The sequence below is a fragment of the Streptomyces sp. NPDC002092 genome, from assembly GCF_053593775.1.
In genome coordinates this window covers 1-23,798 of the sequence record NZ_JBSFDG010000012.1, presented here as the reverse complement: position 1 = coordinate 23,798, position 23,798 = coordinate 1, and the positions used below count along the sequence as shown (strand labels likewise).

At 72.0% G+C, this 23,798-nt stretch carries 7 protein-coding genes and 2 pseudogenes; 4 read left to right on the top strand and 5 right to left on the bottom strand.

Annotated features, from left to right (window positions below; translation table 11 throughout):
• Positions 1-88 precede the first annotated feature (88 nt).
• Together murC and msrB are read left to right on the top strand one after the other, a co-directional pair.
• Positions 89-1,477 carry a UDP-N-acetylmuramate--L-alanine ligase gene (gene murC / locus ACWCRD_RS26785; RefSeq protein ID WP_450968324.1) on the top strand — a complete coding sequence of 463 codons (1,389 nt, stop codon included), beginning with the start codon at positions 89-91 and terminating at the stop codon, positions 1,475-1,477.
• Positions 1,478-1,490: 13 nt separating this feature from the next.
• The gene (msrB, locus tag ACWCRD_RS26780; protein ID WP_450968323.1) at positions 1,491-1,898 is read left to right on the top strand and encodes a peptide-methionine (R)-S-oxide reductase MsrB; all 408 of its coding nucleotides are present in this window, start codon (positions 1,491-1,493) and stop codon (positions 1,896-1,898) included.
• 96 nt (positions 1,899-1,994) lie between these two features.
• Here the strand turns inward: msrB and ACWCRD_RS26775 are convergent, their stop codons facing one another.
• Complete coding sequence (locus ACWCRD_RS26775) at positions 1,995-2,477, bottom strand: hypothetical protein (RefSeq protein WP_450968322.1); 483 nt, start codon at positions 2,475-2,477, stop codon at positions 1,995-1,997.
• A gap of 19 nt (positions 2,478-2,496) precedes the next feature.
• Between ACWCRD_RS26775 and ACWCRD_RS26770 the strand changes: the two genes are divergently transcribed.
• Positions 2,497-2,712, top strand: a complete 216-nt coding sequence (locus tag ACWCRD_RS26770) for a hypothetical protein (protein ID WP_450968321.1) — start codon at positions 2,497-2,499, stop codon at positions 2,710-2,712.
• 592 nt (positions 2,713-3,304) lie between these two features.
• On the opposite strand, the pseudogene ACWCRD_RS26765 reads toward ACWCRD_RS26770, so the two are convergent.
• Positions 3,305-3,888 (bottom strand): annotated as a pseudogene (locus ACWCRD_RS26765) (IS110 family transposase); the annotation flags it as partial.
• A gap of 676 nt (positions 3,889-4,564) precedes the next feature.
• On the opposite strand from ACWCRD_RS26765, the gene ACWCRD_RS26760 reads away from it, so the two are divergent.
• Positions 4,565-5,791 (top strand): cytochrome P450, encoded by a 1,227-nt coding sequence (locus tag ACWCRD_RS26760; protein WP_450968320.1) that lies wholly within the window; start codon positions 4,565-4,567, stop codon positions 5,789-5,791.
• A gap of 83 nt (positions 5,792-5,874) precedes the next feature.
• On the opposite strand, the gene ACWCRD_RS26755 is transcribed toward ACWCRD_RS26760, so the two are convergent.
• The 3 genes and pseudogenes from ACWCRD_RS26755 to ACWCRD_RS26745 form a co-directional block, all read right to left on the bottom strand.
• Positions 5,875-8,976, bottom strand: a complete 3,102-nt coding sequence (locus ACWCRD_RS26755) for a type I polyketide synthase (RefSeq protein WP_450968577.1) — start codon at positions 8,974-8,976, stop codon at positions 5,875-5,877.
• Positions 8,977-9,048: 72 nt separating this feature from the next.
• Positions 9,049-15,387, bottom strand: coding sequence for a type I polyketide synthase (locus ACWCRD_RS26750; RefSeq protein ID WP_450968576.1), 6,339 nt, complete (start codon positions 15,385-15,387; stop codon positions 9,049-9,051).
• 122 nt (positions 15,388-15,509) lie between these two features.
• Positions 15,510-23,732 (bottom strand): annotated as a pseudogene (locus tag ACWCRD_RS26745) (SDR family NAD(P)-dependent oxidoreductase); the annotation flags it as partial.
• Positions 23,733-23,798 lie beyond the last annotated feature (66 nt).

Below are 23,798 nucleotides of genomic sequence, written 5' to 3'. Positions count from 1 at the left end.
CCCCGCGCCCCTAGGGGGGTGTCGTCACCGGAGGCAATAGGCTGGGGCGCTGAGACATCCGAAAGACCAGCCGTACAGGGAGACACGCATGGCACCCGGCCTTCCCCCCGCCATGGAGCGACCGCATTTCATCGGCATCGGTGGGGCCGGGATGTCGGGGATTGCGAAGATTCTTGCTCAGCGCGGGGGCAAGGTTGCCGGTAGTGATGCGAAGGAGTCCGCTACGGCCGAGGCGCTGCGGGCGCTGGGTGTGACCGTGCATATCGGGCATGCGGCGGAGCATCTCGCCGACGACGCCAGTTGTGTCGTCGTGTCCTCGGCGATCCGGAAGGACAATCCGGAGCTGGCCCGGGCCGCCGAGCTGGAGATTCCGGTGGTGCACCGGTCCGACGCCCTCGCCTCGCTGATGGACGGGCTCAGGCCGATCGCGGTCGCCGGTACGCACGGCAAGACGACCACGACCTCGATGCTGGCCGTCTCGCTGAGCGAGCTGGGGCTGAAGCCCTCGTACGCGATCGGCGGCGACCTGGACGCGCCCGGCTCCAACGCCCTGCACGGCGAGGGTGAGATCTTCGTCGCCGAGGCCGATGAATCGGACCGCAGCTTCCACAAGTACGCGCCCGAGGTCGCGATCGTCCTCAACGTCGAGCTGGACCACCACGCCAACTACGCGTCCATGGACGAGATCTACGAGTCCTTCGAGACGTTCGCCGGACGGATCGTGCCCGGCGGAACGCTGGTGATCAACGCCGACCACGAGGGTGCGCGTGAGCTGACCCGGCGGCTGGCCGGTTCGGTGAAGACGGTGACCTACGGCGAGGCCGAGGACGCCGACGTACGGGTCCTGTCGGTCGTACCGCAGGGGCTGAAGAGCGAGGTCACGGTCCTGCTGGAGGGGCAGGAGCTCACCTTCGCCGTCTCCGTGCCCGGCCGTCACTACGCGCACAACGCCGTGGCCGCCCTCGCGGCGGGCGTCGCGCTGGGCGTCCCCGCCGCCGAGCTGGCCCCGGCCCTGGCCGCGTACACCGGTGTGAAGCGCCGACTGCAGCTGAAGGGCGAGGCTGCCGGAGTCCAGGTCATCGACTCCTACGCCCACCACCCGACCGAGATGACCGCCGACCTGGAGGCCATGCGCGCCGCGGCGGGCGAGGCGCGGATCCTGGTCGTCTTCCAGCCGCACCTGTTCTCACGGACGCAGGAGCTCGGCAAGGAGATGGGGCAGTCGCTGGCCCTGGCGGACGCGTCGGTGGTCCTCGACATCTATCCGGCCCGCGAGGACCCGATCCCCGGCGTGACGAGCGAGCTGATCATCGAGGCGGCCCGGGCCGCGGGCGCGGACGTGACGCCCGTCCACGACAAGGCCGAGGTGCCCGAGGTCGTGGCGGGAATGGCGAAGGCGGGTGATCTCGTTCTCACCATGGGCGCGGGCGACGTCACCGACCTCGGACCGCGCATCCTGGACCGTCTCGCGAAGTAAGGGGCTGAGCTTCATGTCGTACGACGTCGAAAAGCCGGACGAGCAGTGGCGTGCGGAGCTGACCCCGGCCGAGTACGCCGTCCTGCGCCAGGCTGCGACCGAGCCCGCCTTCACGGGTGAGTACACCGACACCAGGACGACGGGCGTCTATTCGTGCCGCGCGTGCGGCGCCGAACTGTTCACCTCCACCACGAAGTTCGAGTCGCACTGCGGCTGGCCGTCCTTCTACGACCCGAAGGACACCGACGCGGTCGAGCTGATCGAGGACCGCTCGCACGGCATGGTGCGCACCGAGGTGAGGTGCGCGCGGTGTGGGTCGCATCTGGGGCACGTGTTTGAGGGTGAGGGGTACCCGACGCCCACCGATCAGCGGTACTGCATCAACTCGATCTCGCTGCGGCTGGCGCCGGACGAGGAGTGACCGGAGGCCGCTTTGTAGTGCCATGAGTAGCAGTGATGCCCCGCGCGGAGGTTCAGCGCGGGGCATCGGCGGTGTGGTCGCCCACTCTCTCTCGGATCAGTTGGCATCGGATCCGCGTACATCGGTGTCTTTGACGAGGTACGGCGCCAACGTCGCGGCCACAGCAGAGGACCGTAGACAGGGGGCCACGCGGTGGAAGGCGAAGGGGGCGATGCTGTTCGTGAGATCGAGATCGACTGCCGGGAAGCGCCGCTTGAAGGGGCGAGGGACGGCGACGATGTCCCCGTGATCGGACAGGCTGACCCACCGGCGCACCCCCGTGGGCCGTTCGCCGGTGTCGGCGAGCGGAGCGGGTGACAGGCGGTCGAAGACTGCGTGGCGGAGTGCGAGGGGGGAGCCGAGTGTCAGGAACAGGTCGACTTCGAGTTCCGGGTGGGCGTGGAGGGCCTCGTAGGCCACGACGCTTCCCAGGGAGTGGGCGAGGACCACGCGGGCGCCCGTCGAGGAGATGACGCCTGCGACCTCCTCTCGCGCCGCAACGCGGGCAGCGTCGTCCGGCCCGCCGAGATAGCGCGCCACGTCGCGGAAGAAGGTGGCGATGAACGCGCGGGCGGGTGATCACAGTGATGTGGCCGGTGACCTGCCGTGCAGTGCTGCTGCCGTCCAGCGGATGCAACTGCGCGACACCGCCCTCGCCCGCGCTGAGGATGTACATGGATCCGTCCAACGACGCGGCGGCGAGATCGGAGACGGCGTCGGCATGAGGACGATCCTCGTTGAGGAGTCCGAGGGACTCGTCGCTGCCGACTATTGATGGCGGACAGGTGTGTGGTGGCGAGCGGAGCTCCGGTGGCGAGTTCCCAGTAGCGGATCACCCGGTCTTCGCCCGCGCTGGCCACTGCGGAGACCCCCTCGTAGCGCACGCCCACCATGGACCAGCTGGGATCCGTATGGGCCGGGGCGGTCCACAGGAGATGTCCTGTGGCCAGGTCCCATACCCGCAACTCGCCGCTGTCGCAGCCAGTCACGGCGAGTTGGCGGCCGTCGCCTCTGTAGCCACCACGCCTCCCACCGGAGCACCGTGGTCCCCGAGTTCGGACGTCGTCGTCGCCGAGTCGAGGTCCCATAGCCTGGCCGTCCCGTCCTGACCAGCTGTCAAGGCGTGGGGGCGGCCATGCATCTCAAGGGTTGCCAGGTCCCAGATCCTGCCGCGGTGCCCGGTCAGTGTCGGTGTGCAGTGACCGGCCGGCCGTCCAGGCGATGTGACGGCCGGCGTCCTGCGTGAGCTCTGCCGCGAGCTGCCATTTCTGATGCCGGGCCGCGTCGACGGCCAAGATGTCGCGCCGCTGTCCCGGCGGACCGTCGTGGTGGGCTCCGTACGAGGTCAGATGGACCGTTCAGTGGGCCAGAGCGGCCGGGGAGCCGAAGGTCTGGAGCACGGCCAGGACCGCCGGGTGGCGCAGCCTTGGTCCCAGGACGCGTTCCAGGGTCGGATGGATCGAGGTGAGCAGTCCGCGCAGCCGGTTGGAGGTGCGGGTGGCGTCCCGGGCGAGGTCGTCGTCGTAACCCAGGACCATGGTCAGTTCGGCCCGGACACTCTCGTCGGCTTCGATGCTGTGCAGCAGGTGGGGCATGGTGCGGGCGGCATCGGCAACGCCGTAGGCGTCGCGGGCGTCGGTCTTGCCGGCGCCGGCGTGGCAATCGGCCACCTGGCGCATCGACAGGCCGGCAGATAGGCGACTTCGCATCCACAAGCGCGGGCGACGGTCACCGCCAGGGTGCCGATGGAGGCCGGCTGGTCGACCACGACCAGGACTCTTCCCTTGCGTTTGAGGCGGGCGGACAGCTCCCGCAGCTGGGGCTCGCCGTTGGGCAGCGGCTTGTCGAAGGTCGTACGGCCGTCGGCCGGCAAAGCCGTGCCGTGCTGGGTGGACTTGCCCACGTCCAGGGCGCAGAACACATCGATCGATGTGAAGTCGTTGCGGGTCACCGGGCTTTCCCTCCCCGGAGTCACAACCGGTGACCCGCCCCGGTACCCGGAGATCGGCAGCCACATTACGCAGCCCTGCCCGAAGGCGGACACGCTTCGATCAGCGATCAACCGGTGCCGCCGGGACCGGCGACAGCACCCCCCCGGATCATGAAGGACAGGGGCAAAGAGCCATACCGGCCCCGGAGGCCACGAACCCGAACCGGGCTCTACGCGGAAGGTAATGGGCGGGCAGTGAGGCACGAGGCGGCCCGGTGTGGCGTCTGGTGCCGATTCCGAGATGGGTGCGCTGGTGGCGAGGGTCGCGGCGTACGCCTTGTCTGTCCATCGGCGGGAGTCTGCGCTGCAGAGTGGGGCGGATTGAAGCCGTCGCGTGGATGGGGCCGACGTACGCGATCCGCTCCGGTGTGGAAGGCCCCGTCAACGAGTTCGCCAACGGACGCGTCATGTGCCGACGCCGCGACCGAGGACAGCCGAAGGCTCAATCGCAGTACGGGATCCCCCGGCCGAATTGGCGGACCGCGGGCGACCGAACCTCGACAGCTACAAGATCCACGACACGGTCACGCGCGCGGTTTAGAGCTGCTTAATCGCAGTCCCGGAGGATCCGGGATTTCCATGGGCGACCCCGCCCGAAGGGGCGGCCTCTCACAAGTCCCGAAGCTGGGAGAGCGATATGAGCGGTGACGACCTGCTGCGGACATCCGCGGAGTTGCCGGAGTTTCCGATGTCCCGCACCTGTCCGTATCACCCGCCGGACGGATACGCCGAGTTGAGGGAGCGTGGGCCGGTGTCCCGGGTACGGCTCTACGACGGGCGGGTGGCCTGGGTGGTGACCGGCTACGGCGAGACACGGCGGCTTCTCGTCGATCCGCGGCTGTCTTCGGACCGCACCCGGCCGGACTTCCCCGTCCTGGTGCCCCGGATGGCGGCCGCGAAGCTCACCGCATTGGTGGGCATGGACCCGCCTGAGCACGACATCCAGCGCCGCATGCTCATCCCGAGCTTCACGGTGAAGAGGGTGACCGGACTCAGGCCCTCGATCCGGAGGATCGTGGACGAGCGGATCGACGCCCTGCTGGCCGAGGACGAGTCGGCGGACCTGGTCACCCAGTTCGCGCTGCCGGTACCGTCCACCGTGATCTGCGAGCTTCTCGGAGTCCCTTACGTGGACCACGAGTTCTTCGAGGAGCAGACCCGCCGGATGCTCATGGCGACCGGCACCGCTGAGGAAGCGGCCGCCGCGGGTGCCGCTCTCGTCGGCTACTTCGACGAACTGATCGGCGCGAAACTCTGCAGGGCCGATGCGCGCGGGGCGGCCCCCGGACTGCTGGACGAACTCATCGAGACCCGGCTGCCCACCGGTGACCTGAGCCGGGAGGAAATAGCGTCCATTGCGATGTTCCTCCTGGTAGCGGGCCACGAGACCACGGCCAACATGATCGGGCTGAGCATCCTGACCCTGCTGGAGCACCCCGAGCAGTGGGCCCGGCTTCGGGCCGATCCGGGCCTGATACCCGGGGCGGTGGAGGAACTGCTGCGGTTCCTGTCCGTCGCCGATGAGTTGCAACGCGTGGCGGCGGCCGACATCGAGGTCGGCTCCGTGGTCATCAAGGAGGGCGACGGGGTCTATCTGCCGAATGCCGCGGCCAATCGTTCCGCCGACGTGTTCACCGACCCCGACACCCTCGACGTGGGCCGGGGCACTCGCCATCACCTGGCCTTCGGGTACGGCGTCCACCAGTGCATCGGACAGAACCTGGCCCGGGCGGAACTGGAGATCTCGTTGGACCGGTTGACCGAGCGGATGCCTGCCCTGCGACTCGCCGAACCGGTCGAACGGCTCGGCACGAAACCCGGCGGCTCCGTTCAGGGGATCGTGAGGCTTCCCGTCACCTGGTGAAGGCGCGCCCCGAGCCGCGCCTGTCGATCCGAGACGGAGGGCGGCGGTACCGAAGTCCTGCCGGTACCGCCGCCCTCCGTGCGTCAGGCCGCCGGCAACTGCTCCTCCAGGAACCGGGCCACGGCGCCGGGCGTGGGATGGTCGAACAGCAGCACGGGCGGCAGCAGCAGTCCAGTGGCCTCGCACAAGCGGTTGCGCACCTCCAGTGCGCTGAAGGACGACAGGCCGATGTCGAGGAAGTTGTCCTCCTCGCCGATCACGCCGGGCGAGGCGTGTCCGAGAACATCCGCGGTGTGCACCCGGACCAGGTCGAGCATCGAGCCCTCGCCCTCCAGTACGGTGGGCGGTGGCTCGGCCACGTCGGCCACGGGTTCGGGCGCGGCGTACGGCGGCGGCACGGAGTCCGGGACGGACGGCGCGAGCGTCGTGGGTGGCCACCAGTAGCGATGGTGCTCGAACGGGTACGTCGGCAGGTCGGCTCCCGGGGCCGGCTGTTCGCCGTACCAGGTCCGCCAGTCGACCGCGCCTCCGGCCGCGTGCAGCCGTGACAGCGCCGTGGCGAGCGAGCTCTGCTCCGAGCGGTCCCGCACCAGGGCCGGTACGACGACGGGGGCGGCGTTGGCAGGCAGGCAGGCGGGCACCAGAGGTGCCAGCACCGCGTCCGGGCCCACTTCGACGAAGGCGGTCACGCCCGCTTCGTACAGCGCGGCCACCAGTGATCCGAAGCGGACGGGAGATCGCAACTGACGGGCCCAGTAGTCGGGTTGCCGCAGGTCCTCGACGCCCACCGGACGACCGGTGAGGTCCGAGACGACCGGGAGGGTCGGTTCGGTGAAGCGCAGGGACGAGACGACCTGGCGCAGGGGGTCGAGGATGTCGTCCATGTGGGCCGAGTGGAAGGCGTGGCTGACCCGCAGCGTGCGGGTGCGTCGGCCGCGGTCGGCGAGACGTGCCGCGATTTCCGCCACCGCGTCCGCGTCGCCCGAGACCACGGTCGAGGCTGGGGTGTTGAGTGCGGCGATGTCGACCTGCCCGGGGTAGTCGGCGAGCAGGGCGAGCACCTCCTCCTCGGAGGCCTCGCAGGCCGTCATCGCCCCGCCCGAGGGCCCGCTGCCCATCAGGCGGCCCCGCGCGGCGACCAGAGTGCAGGCGTCGGCCGCGGACAGGGCACCGGCCGCCGCGACGGCCGTGAGGCCGCCGATGGAGTGGCCGCCCAGGTAGTCCGGCTCCGGAAGCAGCTTCCTCAGTAGCCGGAAAAGCGCCAACTCTACGGTGAACAGGGCGGGTTGGGCGTACTCGGTGCGGTCGAGCAGCTCTGCTTCCGCACTGTCCTGCGCGGCGAAGAGCAGTGGCTTTAGGGGGCGCTCCAGAAGCTCGTCGAAGGCCTCGCACAGCTCGTCCACCGTTTGCCGGAAAACCGGCTGGTGCTCGTACAACTCGCGCCCCATGCCGGGGCGCTGGCTGCCCTGGCCGGTGAAGAGATAGGCCGTGGACAGCCGTTCGGCGGCCGTGCCGGTCACCACCCTGGGGTCGGGGCGGCCCGTGGCGACGCTCCGCAGCGCGGCGAGTCGCTCGTCCGGACTGACCGCCAGGACGACAGCCCGGTGTTTGAAGGCGTTCCGTCCCAGTGCCAGAGTGCGGCCCACGGCCACGGGATCCGCGTCGGGCGTGGTGGCCAGATGGTCCGCCAGTCGCGCGGCCTGGTGACGCAGCGCGGACCTGGTCCGAGCAGACAACAGCCACGGCGTCGTCGGCGTGGGCTGCCGGACCGGGGACGGTTCCGCGGGGTCGGCCCCTTCGAGGACGGGCTCGGGGACGCCGGACGTGTCCGTCGGTGCCTGTTCCAGGATCACGTGCGCGTTCGTCCCACTGATCCCGAAAGACGAGACCCCAGCCCGGCGCGGCCGGTTCCGGTCCGGCCAGGGCATGGCGGTGGTGAGCAGTTCCACCGCGCCCGCCGACCAGTCGACATGAGGCGTGGGCTCCTTGATGTGGAGACTTTTGGGCAGGACACCGTGCCGCATCGCCAGTACCGTCTTGATGACCCCGGCGACGCCTGCCGCGGCCTGCGTGTGCCCGATGTTCGACTTGAGGGACCCCACCAGCAGCGGCTCGCCGTCGGCCCGGCCCCGCCCGTAGGCGGCGATCAGCGCCTGTGCCTCGATGGGGTCACCGAGCCGGGTGCCCGTGCCGTGTGCCTCGACCATGTCCACCTGCTGCGGGGCCAGCCGGGCGTCGGCCAGCGCCTGCTCGATGACGCGTTCCTGGGTCGGGCCGTTCGGAGCCGTCAGCCCGTTGCTCGCCCCGTCCTGGTTCACCGCGGAGCCTCGCAGGACGGCGAGCACCCGGTGTCCGGCGCGGCGGGCGTCGGCCAGCCGCTCCAGCAGCACCAGGCCGACCCCCTCGGCGAATCCCGTGCCGTCGGCGGACGCCGCGAACGCCTTGCACCGGGCGTCCGGAGACAGGCCGCGCTGGCGGCTGAACTCGACGAGAAGCAGTGGCGTGGCCATCACCGTGACCCCGCCCGCGAGCGCCAGATCGCATTCGCCACGCCGCAGCGACTGCGCCGCCAGATGCATCGCCACCAGCGACGACGAGCAGGCGGTGTCCAGCGTGACGGCCGGACCCTCGAGGCCCAGATGGTAGGCGACCCGCCCGGACGCCACACTGGTCGCGTTGCCGGTCATCAAATGGCCCTCGTACCCGTCGGGCACCCGCCCTGCGGGTGGAACGTACGCCTGGGCGACCACTCCGGCGAACACGCCGGTCCGGCTGCCGCGCAGTGACTCCGGCGCGATCCCGGCCCGTTCGAACGTCTCCCACGCGACTTCCAGGAGCTGCCGCTGCTGCGGATCCGTGGCCACCGCCTCGCGTGGCCCCATGCCGAAGAACGCGGCGTCGAACTCGCCCGCGTCGTGCAGGAATCCCCCCTCACGGGTGTAGGCCGTACCGGCCCGGTCCGGGTCGGGGTCGTACAGTGCCTCCATGTCCCAATCCCGGTCCGTCGGGAAGCCGGAGACCGCGTCCCGCTCCTTCGACACGAGCTCCCACAGGTCCTCGGGCGACGTGACCCCGCCGGGGAGGCGGCAGCTCATCGCGACGATCGCGATCGGCTGGTGGTCCCTCTCCTCCAGTTCCCGCACACGGCGGCGGGCCTGCCGTAGATCGGTGGTCGCCCGGCGCAGGTAGTCGCGTAGTTTCTCCTCGTTGCTCATCGCCATCGCACTCTCTTCTCTGTCCTCTCCGATCCAGGCAGGTCAGGTCGCATCGAGCTCCTCGTCGAGGGCACGGAAAAGGTCCTCGTCACTGGCCTCGGCGAAGTCGGGGTCGTCCGCGGGGGCCTCGGCCGCCGTATCGCCGTCCCGCGTCTCCTCCTCCCACCGCCACAGGGCCGCACGCAGGCGTTCCCTGAGCCGTGGGAAGCCGGGGGCGTCGACGGCGATCGACGCGAGCAGACGGTCGAGTTCCGCCGCGGGGTCGTCCGGTGCGAGCAGCCCGACCAGGTGCCCGGCGAGCGCCTCGGGGGTCGGGAAGTCGAAGACGAGCGTCGTCGGCAGCCGCAACCCCGTCGCGGTGGAGATCCGATTGCGCAGTTCGACGGAGGTCAGCGAGTCGAAGCCGATCTCCTTGAAGGGCCGGTCGGCCGTGATGTCGTCGTGCGTGAGATGCCCGAGGACCGCGGCGACCTGCTCACGCACCAGGGTGAGCACGGTCCGTGTGCGCTCCGGTCCGCGCAGTGCAGCCAGCCGTTCCGCGAGGGTCCCCGCCGCCGTCTGGGCGCCCTGCGCGGCACGCCGTACGACCGGTCCGCGTACCAGTGCCCGCAGCACGGTGGGCACCGAGGCGGAGCCGGCGTCCGCCCGCAGTCCCGCCAGGTCCAGCGGTGCCGGGACGAGCAGCGGCCGGCCGTCCTCCAGCGCCGCGTCGAACAGAGCCATGCCCTCTGGCAGGGTCATCGGTACGAGACCGCCGCGCGTGATGCGGGCCAGGTCTGCCTGAGCCAGGTGCCCGGTCATGCCGCTCGCGTTCTCCCACATGCCCCACGCCAGCGACACGGCGGGCAGACCGAGATCGCGCCGGTGCCCGGCCAGGGCGTCCAGGAACACGTTGGCTGCCGCGTAGTTGGCCTGCCCGGCCCCGCCCAGCAGGCCCGAAGCGGAGGAGAACAGCACGAACGACGACAGGTCCGAGCCACGGGTCAGCTCGTGCAGGTTCCAGGCCGCGTCCACCTTGGGCCGCAGCACCGCCGCCACCTTCTCCTCTGTCAGGGAGGCCAGCACTCCGTCGTCCAGGACGCCTGCCGCGTGGATGACGTCGGTCAGCGGTCGTGCGGGGTCGATGGAGTCCAGGAGCTCGGCGAGGGCGTCCCGGTCGGCCGTGTCGCATGGCTCGATCCGTACGTGGGCACCCAACTCCCTGAGTTCGGACGCGAGTTCTTCGGCACCAGGTGACTCGGCGCCGCGTCGGCCCGTCAGCAGCAGGCTCCGTACCCCGTGTTCCCTCACCAGATGGCGGGCGAGCGCCGAGCCCAGCGTGCCGGTGCCCCCGGTGATCAGGACGGTCCCCCGCTCCTGAGGGGAGGGGAGCGTGAGCACGACCTTGCCCACCTGCTTGGCCTGGGAGAAGTACCGGAACGCGGCCGGGGCTTGCTGTACGTCCCAGGTGGTAACCGGCAGCGGTGCCAGTACGCCCTGCTCGAACAGCTCCAGCGCCGAGGCGAGGGCCTCCCCGACCCGCTCGGGATCCATCCCCAGGAGCTCGAACGGCCGATACGCCACACCGGGCCGGACGGCGTCGATCCCGGGCTGGTCGCGCAGATCGGCTATCCCCATCTCTACGAACCGACCGCCGGACGGCAGCAGCCGCAGCGAAGCGTCGACGAACTCGCCGGTGAGCGAGTTGAGCACGACGTCGACACCCTGCCCGTCCGTGGCCGCGCGCACGTGCTCCTCGAACTCCGTTGTACGAGAGGACGCGAGGTGTGCGTCGTCCAGGCCCAGCGCCCGCAGCGCACCCCACTTGGCCGGGCTCGCGGTGGCGAACACCTCGGCCCCCAGGTGGCGGGCGACCTGCAGCGCGGCGAGGCCGACACCGCCCGCGGCCGAGTGGACCAGCAGCCGTTCCCCGGCGCGCAGCCCGGCCAGTTCGACCAGACCGTAGTAGGCCGTGGTGAAGACGGCCGGCACACCCGCCGCCGTCGCGAATGACCAGCCTTCCGGGATCCGGGCGAGCAGCCGCCGGTCCGCCACGGCCCGCGGGCCGACGGCGCCCGGCACCAGCCCGAAGACCCGGTCGCCGATGGTCAGCCCCTCCACACCCGGACCGACTTCCAACACGGTGCCCGCCGCCTCCGTACCGAGCGGAGAACCCGCCGGGACCATGCCCAGGACGCTCAGCACATCGCGGAAGTTGAGGCCGACGGCGCGCACCGCGAGCCGCACCTCACCGGCGGCGAGCGGCGCGTCCGCCGCCGGGTGCGCTGCGGCCCGCAGGTCGTCCGGCGAGCCCCCGGGCGTCTCCAGCCGCCACGCGGAACCGTCCCCGGGCAGTGCCACACCCTCGTCCACCGTGGCGGAAGCCAACCGGGGTACGAGCAACCGGCCGTCACGCAGGGCGAGTTGCGGCTCACCCGTGGCCACGGCGGCGGAGAGGGCATCCCGTGACGCAAGCGTGCCGTCGATGTCGACCACGACCACCCTGCCGGGGTGCTCGGTGGCGGCTGACCTGGTCAGACCCCACAGCGGCGCGGCCGCCAGATCCACCGGATCACCCGGCGCGGCGGCGACGGCGCGCCGGGTCAGCACCACGAGAGGAACGTCCGGAGCCGACTCCGGCTCCGCCAGCCGCTCCCGCAACCGGCCGAGCAGATCCGTCACCCCGTCCCGGACCGCCGACGCAACCTTGCCCGCGGACACCTCCGTGGCGTCCAGGACCTCGTACGACACACCGGGCTCCGTGCCGGCGAGCGACAGTTCGGTCCAGCCGAGCTCGTACAGGGACCGGGCGGCCCCGGAAGGCCGCCGTACGGTCGCCAACTGGTCCGGGGCGACGGGCCGCAGAGTGAGCGACTCGGCGGCGGCCACCAGGGCGCCGCCGGGGTCGGCGACGGACACCGTCACCGAGTCCTCCCCGCCCGTACCCGGAGCGATCGCCACGCGCAGCGCCGTGGCCCCGGTGGCCGCCAGGAAGACCCCGTTCCAGCTGAACGGCAACCGGACCCCCGAGCCCAGGAAGCCGCCCAGGCCCATCGTGTGCAGGGCAGAGTCGAGCAGCGCCGGATGCAGGGCGAACCGGGCGGCGTCGTCGTGGAACTCGGACGCGAGCGCGACCTCCCCGTACACGGTGTCGCCCGAGCGCCAGGCCGCGGACAGGTTCCGGAAGGTCGGCCCGTACTCGTAGCCCAGATCGGCGAGTTCGTCGTAAAGGTCCGTCACATCCAGCGGGTCCGCGTCTGCGGGGGGCCAGGAGACAGCCCACTCGGAGGCCGCGGGCACCTGTGCCGGGGGAGCGAGCACGCCCGTGGCGTGACGCGTCCATTGCGTGTCGGGCTCCGCTCCGTCGGGCCGGGAGTGCACGGTGATCCTGCGCCCACCGTCGTCGTCGGCTGCCTCCACGGCGACCTGCACACGCACCGCGCCGCGCCCCGGGAGGACGAGGGGCGACTCAAGGGTCAGCTCGTCGACCTTGTTGCGGCCGACCGCCTGCGCGGCCTGGAGGACGAACTCAAGGAGCGCGGTACCGGGCAGCAGCACGGTTCCGCCCACGGCATGGTCCACCAGCCAGCGCTGGGACTGCGTCGACAGCCGCCCGCTGAGGACCACCGAGTCGCCCTCCGCGAGTGTGGTGATCGAAGACAGCACGGGATGGTCGCTGGAGTCGAGTCCCAGACTGCCCGCATCGCCGTGTGCCGCCGGGCCTTCGAGCCAGTAGCGGTGGTGTTGGAAGGGGTAGGTGGGGAGGTTGGTGGGGTGGGTGGTGGGGGTGGGGGTGTGCCAGTGGGTGGGGTGGCCGTGGGTGTGGAGGTGGGCGAGGGATTGGTGGAAGCGGGTGAGGGTGCCGTGGTTGCGGCGGAGGGTGCCGGTGATGACGGCGGTGTTGTTGGTGGTGTCTTGGAGGGGGGTGGTGAGGACGGGGTGGGGGCTGGTTTCGATGTAGGTGGTGTGGCCGTCGTTGAGGAGGGTTTGGATGGTGGGGTGGAGGAGGACGGGGTTGGCGAGGTTGTCGTACCAGTAGTCGGCTGTGAGTCGGGTGGTGTCGAGTGGGGTGCCTGTCAGCGTCGAGTAGAAGGCGGTGGTGCTTGCTTTGGGGCGGATGTCGGCGAGGAGGTCGAGGAGGGTGTTGTGGAGTGGGTGGACGTGGGGGGTGTGGGAGGCGTAGTCGACGGGGATGGTGCGGGCTTGGATGTTCTGTTCGTTGAGGGTGGTGACGAGGTGGTGGAGTTGGTCGGTGTCGCCGGCGATGACGGTGGTGGTGGGTCCGTTGAGGGCGGCGATGTGGAGGTCGGTGTGGTCGGTGAGGAGGGTGCGGGTGTCGTCGGCGGATAGGGGGAGGGAGGCCATGGTGCCGGTGCCGGCGAGGGTGAGGAGGGTTTTTGAGCGGAGGGTGACGATTTTGGCGGCGTCGTCGAGGGTGAGTGCTCCGGCGGTGTAGGCGGCGGCGATTTCGCCTTGGGAGTGGCCGATGACGGCGTCGGGGTGGATGCCGTGGTGTTGCCAGAGTTTGGCGAGGCTGGTCATGACGGCGAAGAGGGCGGGTTGGATGACGTCGACGCGGTCGGCGGGGGGTGCGTCGGGGGTGTTGGCGAGGACGTCGAGGAGGTTCCAGCCGGTGTGTTGCTGGATGGCGTGGGCTGCTTGGGTGAGGTGGTCGGCGAAGACGGGGGAGGTGGCCAGGAGGTGGGTGGCCATGCCGTCCCATTGGGAGCCCTGGCCGGGGAAGACGAACACCACCTTGCCGGGGGTGGTGACGGAGCCCCGCACGATGTTCGGGCTCTCGACCCCGCCGGACAGGGCGTCGAGCGCCTGTACCAGCTCGTCCCGGTTCTCGGCGGTGAGGACGGCTCGGTGGTCGAGGTGGGCGCGGCCGTCGGCCAGTACCTTGGCCACGGCGTCGAGTTCCGTGTCGGGGTGTGTCTCGACGTATTCGCGCAGGCGGGCCGCCTGGTCCCGCAGTGCCTGCTCGTTGTGACCCGACAACAGCCACGGAGCCGGGACCTCCCCGGCTGCCGCACCGGACTCCGCGGATTGCGGGACCGGTGCCTCCTCCAGGATCACGTGGGCGTTGGTGCCGCTGATCCCGAAGGAGGACACGGCGGCCCGGCGAGGCCGTTCGTCCGGCCTCCATTCGCGTGCTTCGGTGAGGAGTTGGACGGCGCCGGCGGTCCAGTCGACGTGGGGGGTGGGTTCGTCGACGTGCAGGGTGCGGGGGAGCAGGCCGTGGCGCATCGCCTGGACCATCTTGATGACGCCGCCGACGCCCGCGGCGGCCTGGGTGTGCCCGATGTTCGACTTCAACGACCCCAGCAGCAGAGGCCGTTCGGACGGTCGGTCGTGGCCGTACGCCGCGAGCAGCGCCTGTGCCTCGATGGGGTCCCCGAGCCGGGTGCCCGTACCGTGCGCCTCGACCGCGTCGATGTCGGCTGCGCCGAGCCCGGCGTCCGTCAGGGCCTGCCGGATCACCCGCTGCTGCGACGGGCCGTTCGGGGCCGAGAGCTGGCCGCTCGTGCCGTCCTGGTTGACGGCCGAACCGCGTACGACGGCCAGCACCGGGTGACCGTTGCGGCGGGCGTCGGACAGCCGCTCCACCAGCAGCAGCCCTACACCCTCGCCCCAGCCGGTACCGTCCGCCGCGGCCGCGAAGGCCTTGCAGCGGCCGTCCGGGGACAGCCCCCGCTGTCGGCTGAACTCCACGAAGAGTCCGGGTGTGGAGATCACCGTGGCGCCGCCGGCCAGCGCCAGATCGCACTCACCCTCCCGCAGTGACCGCATGGCCAGGTGCAGGGCGACCAGCGAGGACGAGCACGCCGTGTCCACCGTCACCGCCGGGCCCTCAAGACCGAAGGTGTACGACAGCCGCCCCGAGGCGACCGATCCCGCGCTGCCGGTGCCGATGTATCCCTCCAGGCCATCCGGCGCCTTGCGGATACGGCCGCCGTAGTCGCCGTACATCACCCCGGCGTAGACCCCGGTGCGGGAGCCGCGCAGGGAGCGGGGGTCGATCCCCGCGCGTTCGAAGGTCTCCCAGGCCGTCTCCAGCAGCAGCCGCTGCTGGGGGTCCACGGCGAGCGCCTCACGCGGGCTGATGCCGAAGAACGCCGGGTCGAACCGGTCCGCGTCGTGCAGGAAACCACCCTCCCGCGCATACGTCCTTCCGGCACGCTCGGGATCGGGGTCGTACAGCCCCGTGGTGTCCCAGCCGCGGTTCTCGGGGAACGGCGTGATCGCGTCGGTGCCGGACTCGACGATCCGCCACAGGTCCTCGGGTGAGCGCACCCCTCCCGGATAGCGGCACGCCATGCCGACGATCGCGATCGGCTCGTGCCGCTCCGCCTCCACGCGGGACAGCCGCTCCCTGGTCTGCAGCAGATCGTTCGTCACGCGCTTCAGATAGTCGCGGAGCCTGGCCTCGTTCGTCATGCGGCGTCAACTCTCCTCGTCAGACGAGCCCTACGGGTCATACGGGGTGTGCGGAGCGTGCGGTCGTGTGGGACCGCGGTGGATCACTCAGTTCCGAGCTGACCGTCGATGAGTTGGAAGAGCTCGTCGTCGGAAGCCTGGTCGAGCTGGGCGGACGCCGTCGCGGCGCCGTCGTCGGGGGCGCCGCCCTGGTCGGGGACGAGGCGCGCCAGCACGGTGCTCAGGCGAGCGGCGATCCGGTCCAGGGCCTCGGCACCGAGTGTGTCGTCGGCGCACGCGGCCTCGAGTTCCGCGATCCGCGCGAGGGCCGTGGCCGCGCCGCCGGGCAACCGGTCCGCGAGTTCGTCCAACAGGTGCGTGGCGAGCGCGGTGGCGGTCGGCTGGTCGAAGAGCACCGTCGTGGGCAGCCGTAGACCGGTTTCCACGCCCAGCCGGTTGCGCAGTTCGACCGCGGTCAGCGAGTCGAAGCCGAGGTCGAGCAGGCCCCGGTCCGCGGGAACGGGCCGGTTCGGGGCGTGGCCGAGGACCTCGGCGATCGCGCCGCGCACCAGGTCGAGCGCGATACGTGGCCGGTCGGCGGCGGACGCCTCGGCGAGCTTGCGCACCCACGGCGCGACCGCGTCGTCCCGCCGGCGCGCGCCCTCTTGCGCCGCGCCCCGTGGTTTCGGCGCGTTCGGCTGGACCAGGCCGCGCAACAGCGGCGGGACGCGGTCCGGGTCGTCGAGCCCACGCAGGGCCGTCAGGTCGAGGCGCGCGGGGACCAGGGCCGCCTGTCCTGAGGCCAGTGCGGCGTCGAAGAGGTCCAGCCCCTCGGCCGTCCCGAGCGGGGAGATACCGGTGCGGGCGATCCGGGCCAGATCCGCCGGGCCGAGAGCCTTCCCCATACCCTCCTCGGTCTCCCACAGCCCCCAGGCCAGGGACACGGCGGGCAGACCGAGTGCCTGCCGGTGCTGGGCGAGGGCGTCGAGGTGGGCATTGGCGGCGGCGTAGTTGGCCTGGCCCGCGTTGCCGACGACCCCGGCGACCGAGGAGAACAGGACGAACGCGTCCAGGGCCAGCCCCCGGGTGAGTTCGTGCAGCAGTTGGGCGGCCTCGGACTTGGGACGCATGACCTCGGCGAACGCGTCCTCGGTGAGCGACTCGAGCGTGGCGTCCGCCGTGACGCCCGCCACGTGGACGACGGCGCTCAAAGGGTGGTCCGGCGACACCGACGCCAGCAGCTCTGTGAGAGCCGTGCGGTCGGCGATGTCGCAGGCGCGGAGCACGACCTCGGTGCCGAGGGCGGTGAGGTGCTCGACGAGGGCGGACGCCCCCGGTGCGTCGGGGCCCCGCCGACTGGTCAGCAGCAGATGGCGGACGCCGTGGTGGACGACGAGGTGCTCGGCGAGCAGCCCGCCCAGCGCGCCCGTGGCCCCGCTCAGCAGTACCGTGCCGCGTCCCGCCGCCCGGAACGGCGAGCCACTGTTCCGGACCGTGATCGGCGCCAGCCGCGGCACCGACAACCGCCCCTCACGCAGGGCAAGTTGTGGCTCCCCGCTCGCCAGTGCCGTGCCGAGCGCGGCCTCGGAGGCGGCGGTGCCGTCCGTGTCGACGAGCACGAACCGGCCGGGGTGCTCGGTCTGCGCGGTGCGTACGAGACCCCACAGCGGTGCCTGTGCCAGTCCGGCCAGAGGTTCGCCTGGCCGCACCGCGATCGCGTCCCGGGTGACGACGACGAGCCGGGTGGCGGCGTGGCCCTCGTCGGCCGGCCAGTCGCGCAGGATCTCCAGCAGCCGGAAGGGCGTCAGCCCGTCGTCCGCCTGGAGCACCGTGTACGGCGCGGAGCCCGCGGTGTCGGCCTGGTCGAACGGCAGCCAGTCCGCGGCCCTTGTGGGCACGGTCGTCGGTACCCAGTCCACGCGGTGCAGCACTCGGGCCGGTCGGCGGGCCGCCGTCAGGACCGCGGGATCGGCCTCCCTCACCAGCACCGCCTCGGCGGTCAGCACAGGTGCCCCGGTCTCGTCGGTCAGTGACAGCGCGGCACGGTCCGGACCCTCGGGCGTGAGCCGGACCCTCAGTGGCCCGGCACGGTGGTTGCCGTACCAGCGCACGCCCTCCCATGAGAAGGGCACGCGCAGTCCTCCCGAGGCACCCGGACCCTCCAGCGCCAGCGGGTGGAGCGCGGCGTCGAGCAGCGCGGGGTGCAGCGTGAACTCCTCGGTGGCCGGGGCGCCTGCGCCGGGAGCGACCTCGGCGAACCAGGCCCCGTCCCGTCGCCAGGCGGCCCGCAGCCCCTGGAACAGCGGCCCGTACGCGTAACCGAGGGATGCCAACGTCTCGTAGGCGGTGCTGAGATCCACTGGTTCCGCGTCCGGCGGAGGCCACGACCCTGCGGTGGGCGCGGCGGCGGGAACCGTGTCGGTCGCCAGGACGCCCGAGGCGTGCCGGGTCCAGTCGGCCCCTTCCGTCCGGGAGTGCACGGTCAAGGTCCTGCGTCCCTCGTCGTCGGCGCCGGACACGACCACCTGGACCCGTACCGCCTGCTGCTCCGACAGCGGCAGCGGGGCCTGGAGAGTGAGCTCCTCCACCACGGGCGAGCCGGACTCGCGGCCCGCGTGCAGGGCCAGTTCGAGCAGCGCCGTGCCGGGCAGGACTGGTGTTCCCAACAGGGCGTGTTCGCCCAGCCAGGGGTGGCCGTCCAGGGACAGCCGGCCGGTGTGGACCGTCGCGGTGTCGTCGGCGAGCCGGACCGCCCCGTCCAGCAGCGGATGCGGCCGCGAGCCGTCGTCGGCCGGCACAGCGGGCCGTGCCGGTACGTCCAGCCAGTAGCGCTCACGCTGGAACGGATAGGTCGGCAGCTGCTCGGCCAGGGCACCGGGTTTCGGTCCGGACCACGACCGGCGGTCCACCGGGACCCCGGCACACCACAGCGCGGCCAGTGCCTCCGGCAGAGCCCCGGCTTCGGACCGGTCACGGTGCAGCAGGGGAACGGTCACGGCGTCGGCCAGTGTGTCGCCGGTCAGCGAGGTCAGCACGGCGTCCGGTCCCAGCTCCACGAACACGCTCACGCCGTCCGTGGCCAGGGTCCGCAGCCCGTCGGCGAAACGCACGGTCTCGCGGACATGACGCACCCAGTGGTCCGGGGAGGCGAGTTCCTCGGCGCCGGCGGCCCGGCCGGTGAGGTCGGAGATCACGGGAATGTGGGGTGCGGCGAAGGTCAGTCCCGCCACTGCCTCGCGGAACGCCGCGAGTACCGGCTCCATCAGAGGCGAGTGGAAGGCATGACTGACCGTCAGCGTCTTCGTGCGTGCGCCCAGTTCGGATGCCTGCCGGACGACCTCCCGTACGGCGTCCTCGGTCCCGGAGACGACCGTGGACCGCGGAGCGTTGAGGGCGGCGATGCCGACCTGCTCCTCCAGCCCGGTGAGCAGCGGGCGGGTCTCCGCCTCGGAGAGCGACAGAGCGGCCATGGCGCCGCCCGGCGGCAGCTCCTGCATCAGCCGGCCCCGGGCAGCGATCAGGGTGGCCGCGTCGATCAGCGACAGCACCCCGGCCACATGGGCGGCGGTCACCGACCCGATGGAGTGACCGAGCAGCACGTCGGGGCGTACGCCGTGGTGGTGGAGGAGTCGGAACAGTGCGGTTTCGAGGGCGAAGAGGGCGGGTTGGGTGTAGCGGGTCTGGTTGAGGAGGGTGGGGTCGTCGGCGAAGACGACGTCGCGCAGCGGCACGTCCAGGTGGGGGTCGAGTGCGGCGCAGGCTGCGTCGAAGGCTTCGGCGAAGGCGGGCTCTGTGGCGTACAGTTCGCGTCCCATCCCGGCGCGCTGGCTGCCCTGCCCGGTGAACAGGAACGCCGTTCGTGGCTCCTGGGACGGTGCGGTGGTTCCGGACTCCTCGCCTACGGCCAGCGCGATCAGCGCGCCTACGGCTTCCTCCACGTCCGCGGCCACGAAGGCGGCCCGGTCCTCCAGCGCTGCCCGCCCGGTCGCCAGTGCGCGGGCCACGCGGGCCGGGTCGACGTCCGGTCGAGCGGTCAGGAATTCCGCCAACCGCGCCGCCTGGGCACGCAGTGCCTGCGGGGTGTGTGCCGACAGCGGCCAGAGCACGGGTGCGCCGGAGCGTTCTTCGGTCTCCGGTGCGGGATCCGGGACGTGTTCGAGGATGACGTGGGCGTTGGTGCCGCTGATGCCGAAGGAGGAGACGGCGGCCCGGCGGGGCCGGTCGTGCTCCGGCCAGGGCACGGATTCGGTGAGGAGTCGGACGGCGCCTGCTGTCCAGTCGACGTGGGGGGTGGGTTCGTCGACGTGCAGGGTGCGGGGGAGCGTCCCGTGCCGCATCGCCATGACCGTCTTGATGACGCCGGCGACGCCGGCCGCGGCCTGGGTGTGCCCGATGTTCGACTTCACCGAGCCCAGGAACAGTGGGCGTTCGGCGGGCCGGTCTTGTCCGTAGGTGGCGATGAGGGCCTGTGCCTCGATGGGGTCGCCGAGGCGGGTGCCGGTGCCGTGTGCCTCCACGGCGTCCACGTCCGCCGTGTTCAGCCCTGCGTTGGCCAGCGCCTGTCGGACGACACGTTGCTGGGAGGGCCCGTTGGGTGCGGTGAGGCCGTTGCTGGCGCCGTCCTGGTTGACGGCCGAACCGCGTACGACGGCCAGAACCTGGTGGCCGTTGCGGCGGGCGTCGGACAGTCGCTCGACCAGCAGCAGTCCGGCGCCTTCGCTCCAGCCGGTGCCGTCGGCCGCTGCCGCGAACGACTTGCAGCGGCCGTCGGCGGAGAGCCCGCGCTGGCGGCTGAACTCGACGAAGGTGGCCGGACTGGCCATGACGGTGACGCCGCCCGCGAGGGCCAGGTCGCACTCGCCGTTGCGCAGGGCCTGGGCCGCGAGATGAAGGGCGACCAGGGAGGACGAGCAGGCGGTGTCGACGGTGACCGCCGGTCCCTCCAGACCGAACGTGTAGGACACCCGCCCTGAGGCCACACTGCCCGCGCTGCCGCTGACCAGATAGCCCTCGACCTCCTCCGCCGCCTGCGGGGCCTGGTGCAGACGGGCGCCGTAGTCGTTGTACATGACGCCGGCGAAGACCCCGGTGCGGGAGCCGCGCAGGGAGCGCGGGTCGATGCCGGCGCGCTCGAAGGTCTCCCAGGCCGTCTCCAGCAGCAGCCGCTGTTGCGGGTCGGTGGTCAGGGCCTCCCGGGGGCTCATCCCGAACACCTCGGGATCGAATGCGGCGGCGTCGTACAGGAACCCGCCCTCGCGGGTGTACGACGTCCCGGGGCGGCCTCCCTCCGGGTCGTACAGGGCGGTCAGGTCCCAGCCCCGGTCGGCGGGGAAGCCGGAGATCGCGTCCGTGCCGTCCGTCACCAGCCGCCACAGGTCCTCGGGCGAGGTCACCCCGCCTGGGAACCGGCAGGCCATGGCGACGACGGCGACGGCGTCCGTATCCCGGTCCGCCCCGGTGCCGACGGGGGCGGTGATGACGGCCCGCGCGGACCCGGAGCGGGAGCCGAGCAGTTCGTCCAGCAACCGTACGCCGAGCGCGCCCGGAGTGGGGTGGTCGAACACCAGGGTGGTGGGCAGCCGCAGGCCGGTGGCGGCGCCGAGCCGGTTGCGCAGGTCGACGGCTGCGAGCGAGTCGAAGCCCAGATCGCCGAAAGCCCGGTCGCGGGTGACGGCCCGGCTGTCGGTGTGTCCGAGGACCGTGGCCACCGTGGCGCGGACGAGCTCGTCCACCTCGCGTTCAGCCTCGGCGGGCGGCAGCGCGGCCAGCCGCTCGGCCAGGGAGCCGCCCGCCGAGGCGACGGCCGCTCGACGGGGCACGGCACGGACCAGCGAGCGCAGCGGCGCGGGGGCCGGTGTGTCCGGCGACCGGAGCGCCGCGAGCGCGAAGCGGGTCGCGACCAGCAGCGGGAGCGGTGAGTGAAGCGCCGCGTCGAACAGGCCGAGCCCTTGCTCGGGCGAGAGCGGGGCGAGTCCGCCGCGGGTGAGCCGGGCGAGGTCCGTCGCGTCGAGCGCGCCCGCCATGCCGTCGCCGGTGTCCCACAGCCCCCAGGCGATGGACGTCGCGGGGAGCCCCAGGGCGTGGCGGTGCTGGGCGAGAGCGTCCAAGTAGGCGTTGGCGGCTGCGTAGTTGGCCTGGCCCGCTGTGCCGAGGATCCCGGTGACGGAGGAGAAGAGTACGAACGCGTCCAGGTCGTGGTCGACGGTCAGCTCGTGCAGCAGCAGCGCCGCGTCGGCCTTGGGCCGCAGCACCGTGTCCAACCGCTCGGCGGTCAGGTCCGCCAGCACCCCGTCGTCGAGCAGTCCGGCAGCATGGACGACGGCGGTGAGGGGGTGCTCGGCCGGGACGGAGGCGAGCAGCCGGTCCAGTGCCTCGCGATCGGCGGTGTCGCAGGACACGAGCGTGGCCTCCGCGCCGAGCGCGGTGAGCCGGTCGATGAACTCCCCGGCACCGGGGGCCTCGGGGCCTCGGCGACTGGTCAACAGCAGATGCCGTACCCCGTGCCGGGTGACGAGGCGCTCCGCGACGAGTGCGCCCAGCGCCCCGGTGGCGCCCGTGATCAGCACGGTGCCCTGCGCCGGGTCACGAGGGGGCGTCTCCGCGTCGCCGTGTGCCGTGGCGCCCCGGGGCACCTCGGTGAGCCGGGGTACCAGGATCTGCCCCTTGCGGAGGGCGAGTTGGGGCTCGCCGGTGGCGAGCGCCGCAGGCAGCGCGGTCTCGGACTCCGGCGTCCCGTCGCTGTCGACCAGCACGAACCGCCCCGGATGCTCGCTCTGGGCCGTACGCATCAGTCCCCATACGGACGCGGCTGCCAGGCCCGGCACGGTGTCGTCCGCGGTGGCGGCGAGCGCGCCGGAGGTGACCACGGCGAGCCGGGCGTCGTCGTCCGACTCCCGCGCCAGCCACCCCTGCACCAGCGCCAGGGTCCGCGACGCGGCGCCCGGAGTGTCGTCGACGCGCTCCGTCACCGTGCGCGCCTCTTCCATGCCGCCGACCGTCCCTGTTCGCGCGGAGACCCACTCGATCGTGTAGAGCGGATCGACCATGGGCCGTGCCGTCGCCGTCAAGGCGCCGGCGAGCAGTGCACGCAGCGCGAGGGACTCCGCCGACAGCACCGGATCGCCCGCGGGATCGGTCGCCAGCAACGACACCGAGTCCGTACCGACGGGCTCCAGCCGCACCCGCAGCACGCGTGCGCCGGTGGCGTGCAGCCGCAGTCGCGACCAGGAGAACGGCAGCACCACCTCGTCATCCGTCTCGTGCCGCACCGGCAGCAGATGCAGGGCCGCGTCCAGCAGGGCCGGGTGGACGGTGAACTCCTCGGTGCCATCGGCCGTTTCGGCGGGGAGCGCCACCTCGGCCAGCAGCGTGTCACCCAGGCGCCAGGCGGCCCGCAGGTTCCGGAAGGCCGGCCCGTAGCCGTACCCGAGAGCGTCGAGCCGCGCGTACACGTCCTCGACGTCGGCGGCCACCGCACCGGACGGAGGCCACACCCCGTCCTCACCCGAGGGGGCGACCGCGTCGTCCGCGGCCAGCGCTCCGGAGGCATGGCGCACCCAGGGGTCGTCCGTGTCGGACCGGGCGTGCACCGCCAACGGACGTCGGCCGTCCGTGTCCACGTCCCCGACGGTCAGTTGCACCGATACGGCGCCCTCGGTCGGCAGGAGCAGCGGTGCCTCCAGGGTCAGTTCGTCCACCACCGGGTGGCCGACCCGCTCGCCCGCGCGCAGCGCCAGTTCGGCGAAGAGGCTGGCCGGAGCGAGCGGCGTGCCGTCCACGGCGTGGTCGGCGAGCCACGGCAACGGCCCCAGGCCCACCCGGCCGGAGAACAACAGCCCACCGCCCGCGGCGAGTTCCACCGGATCGCTCAGCACCGGCCCGGCCTCGGACGGCCGCGCCGTGGCGCGCATCCAGTACCGCTCGCGCTGGAACGGATAGGTGGGCAGGTCCAGTGCCGTGTCCGGCTCGACGCCGAATGTCCCCCAGTCGACATGAGCGCCGCGCGTGTGGGCGGCGGCCAGCGCGGAGAGGACCGAACGCGTCTCGTCGCGCCCCCGTCGCAGCACTGGGACGGCGCCGGGAGTAACGGGTGTGAGCGCGGCGTCCGGGCCCACTTCGACGTACATGGTGACGCCGAGTTCCTGGAGTGTCTGGGTGGCGTGGTGGTAGCGGACGGTTTGGCGGATGTGGTGGGTCCAGTAGTCGGGGGAGGTGAGTTGTTCGGGGGTGGCGAGGTGTCCGGTGAGGGTGGAGACGATGGGGATGTGGGGGGTGTGGAAGTGGAGTTGGGTGGCGGTGTGGTGGAAGTCGTGGAGGGCGGGGTCCATGTGGGGGGAGTGGAAGGCGTGGCTGACGGGGAGTTGTCGGGTGCGTCGGCCGTGTTGGGTGAAGTG

Excerpts from the sequence above, each read along its gene's own strand:
- murC (WP_450968324.1), top strand. The coding sequence starts at position 89 with ATGGCACCCGGCCTTCCCCCCGCCATGGAGCGACCGCATTTCATCGGC.
- msrB (WP_450968323.1), top strand. The coding sequence starts at position 1,491 with ATGTCGTACGACGTCGAAAAGCCGGACGAGCAGTGGCGTGCGGAGCTG.
- ACWCRD_RS26770 (WP_450968321.1), top strand. The coding sequence starts at position 2,497 with ATGAACGCGCGGGCGGGTGATCACAGTGATGTGGCCGGTGACCTGCCG.
- ACWCRD_RS26760 (WP_450968320.1), top strand. The coding sequence starts at position 4,565 with ATGAGCGGTGACGACCTGCTGCGGACATCCGCGGAGTTGCCGGAGTTT.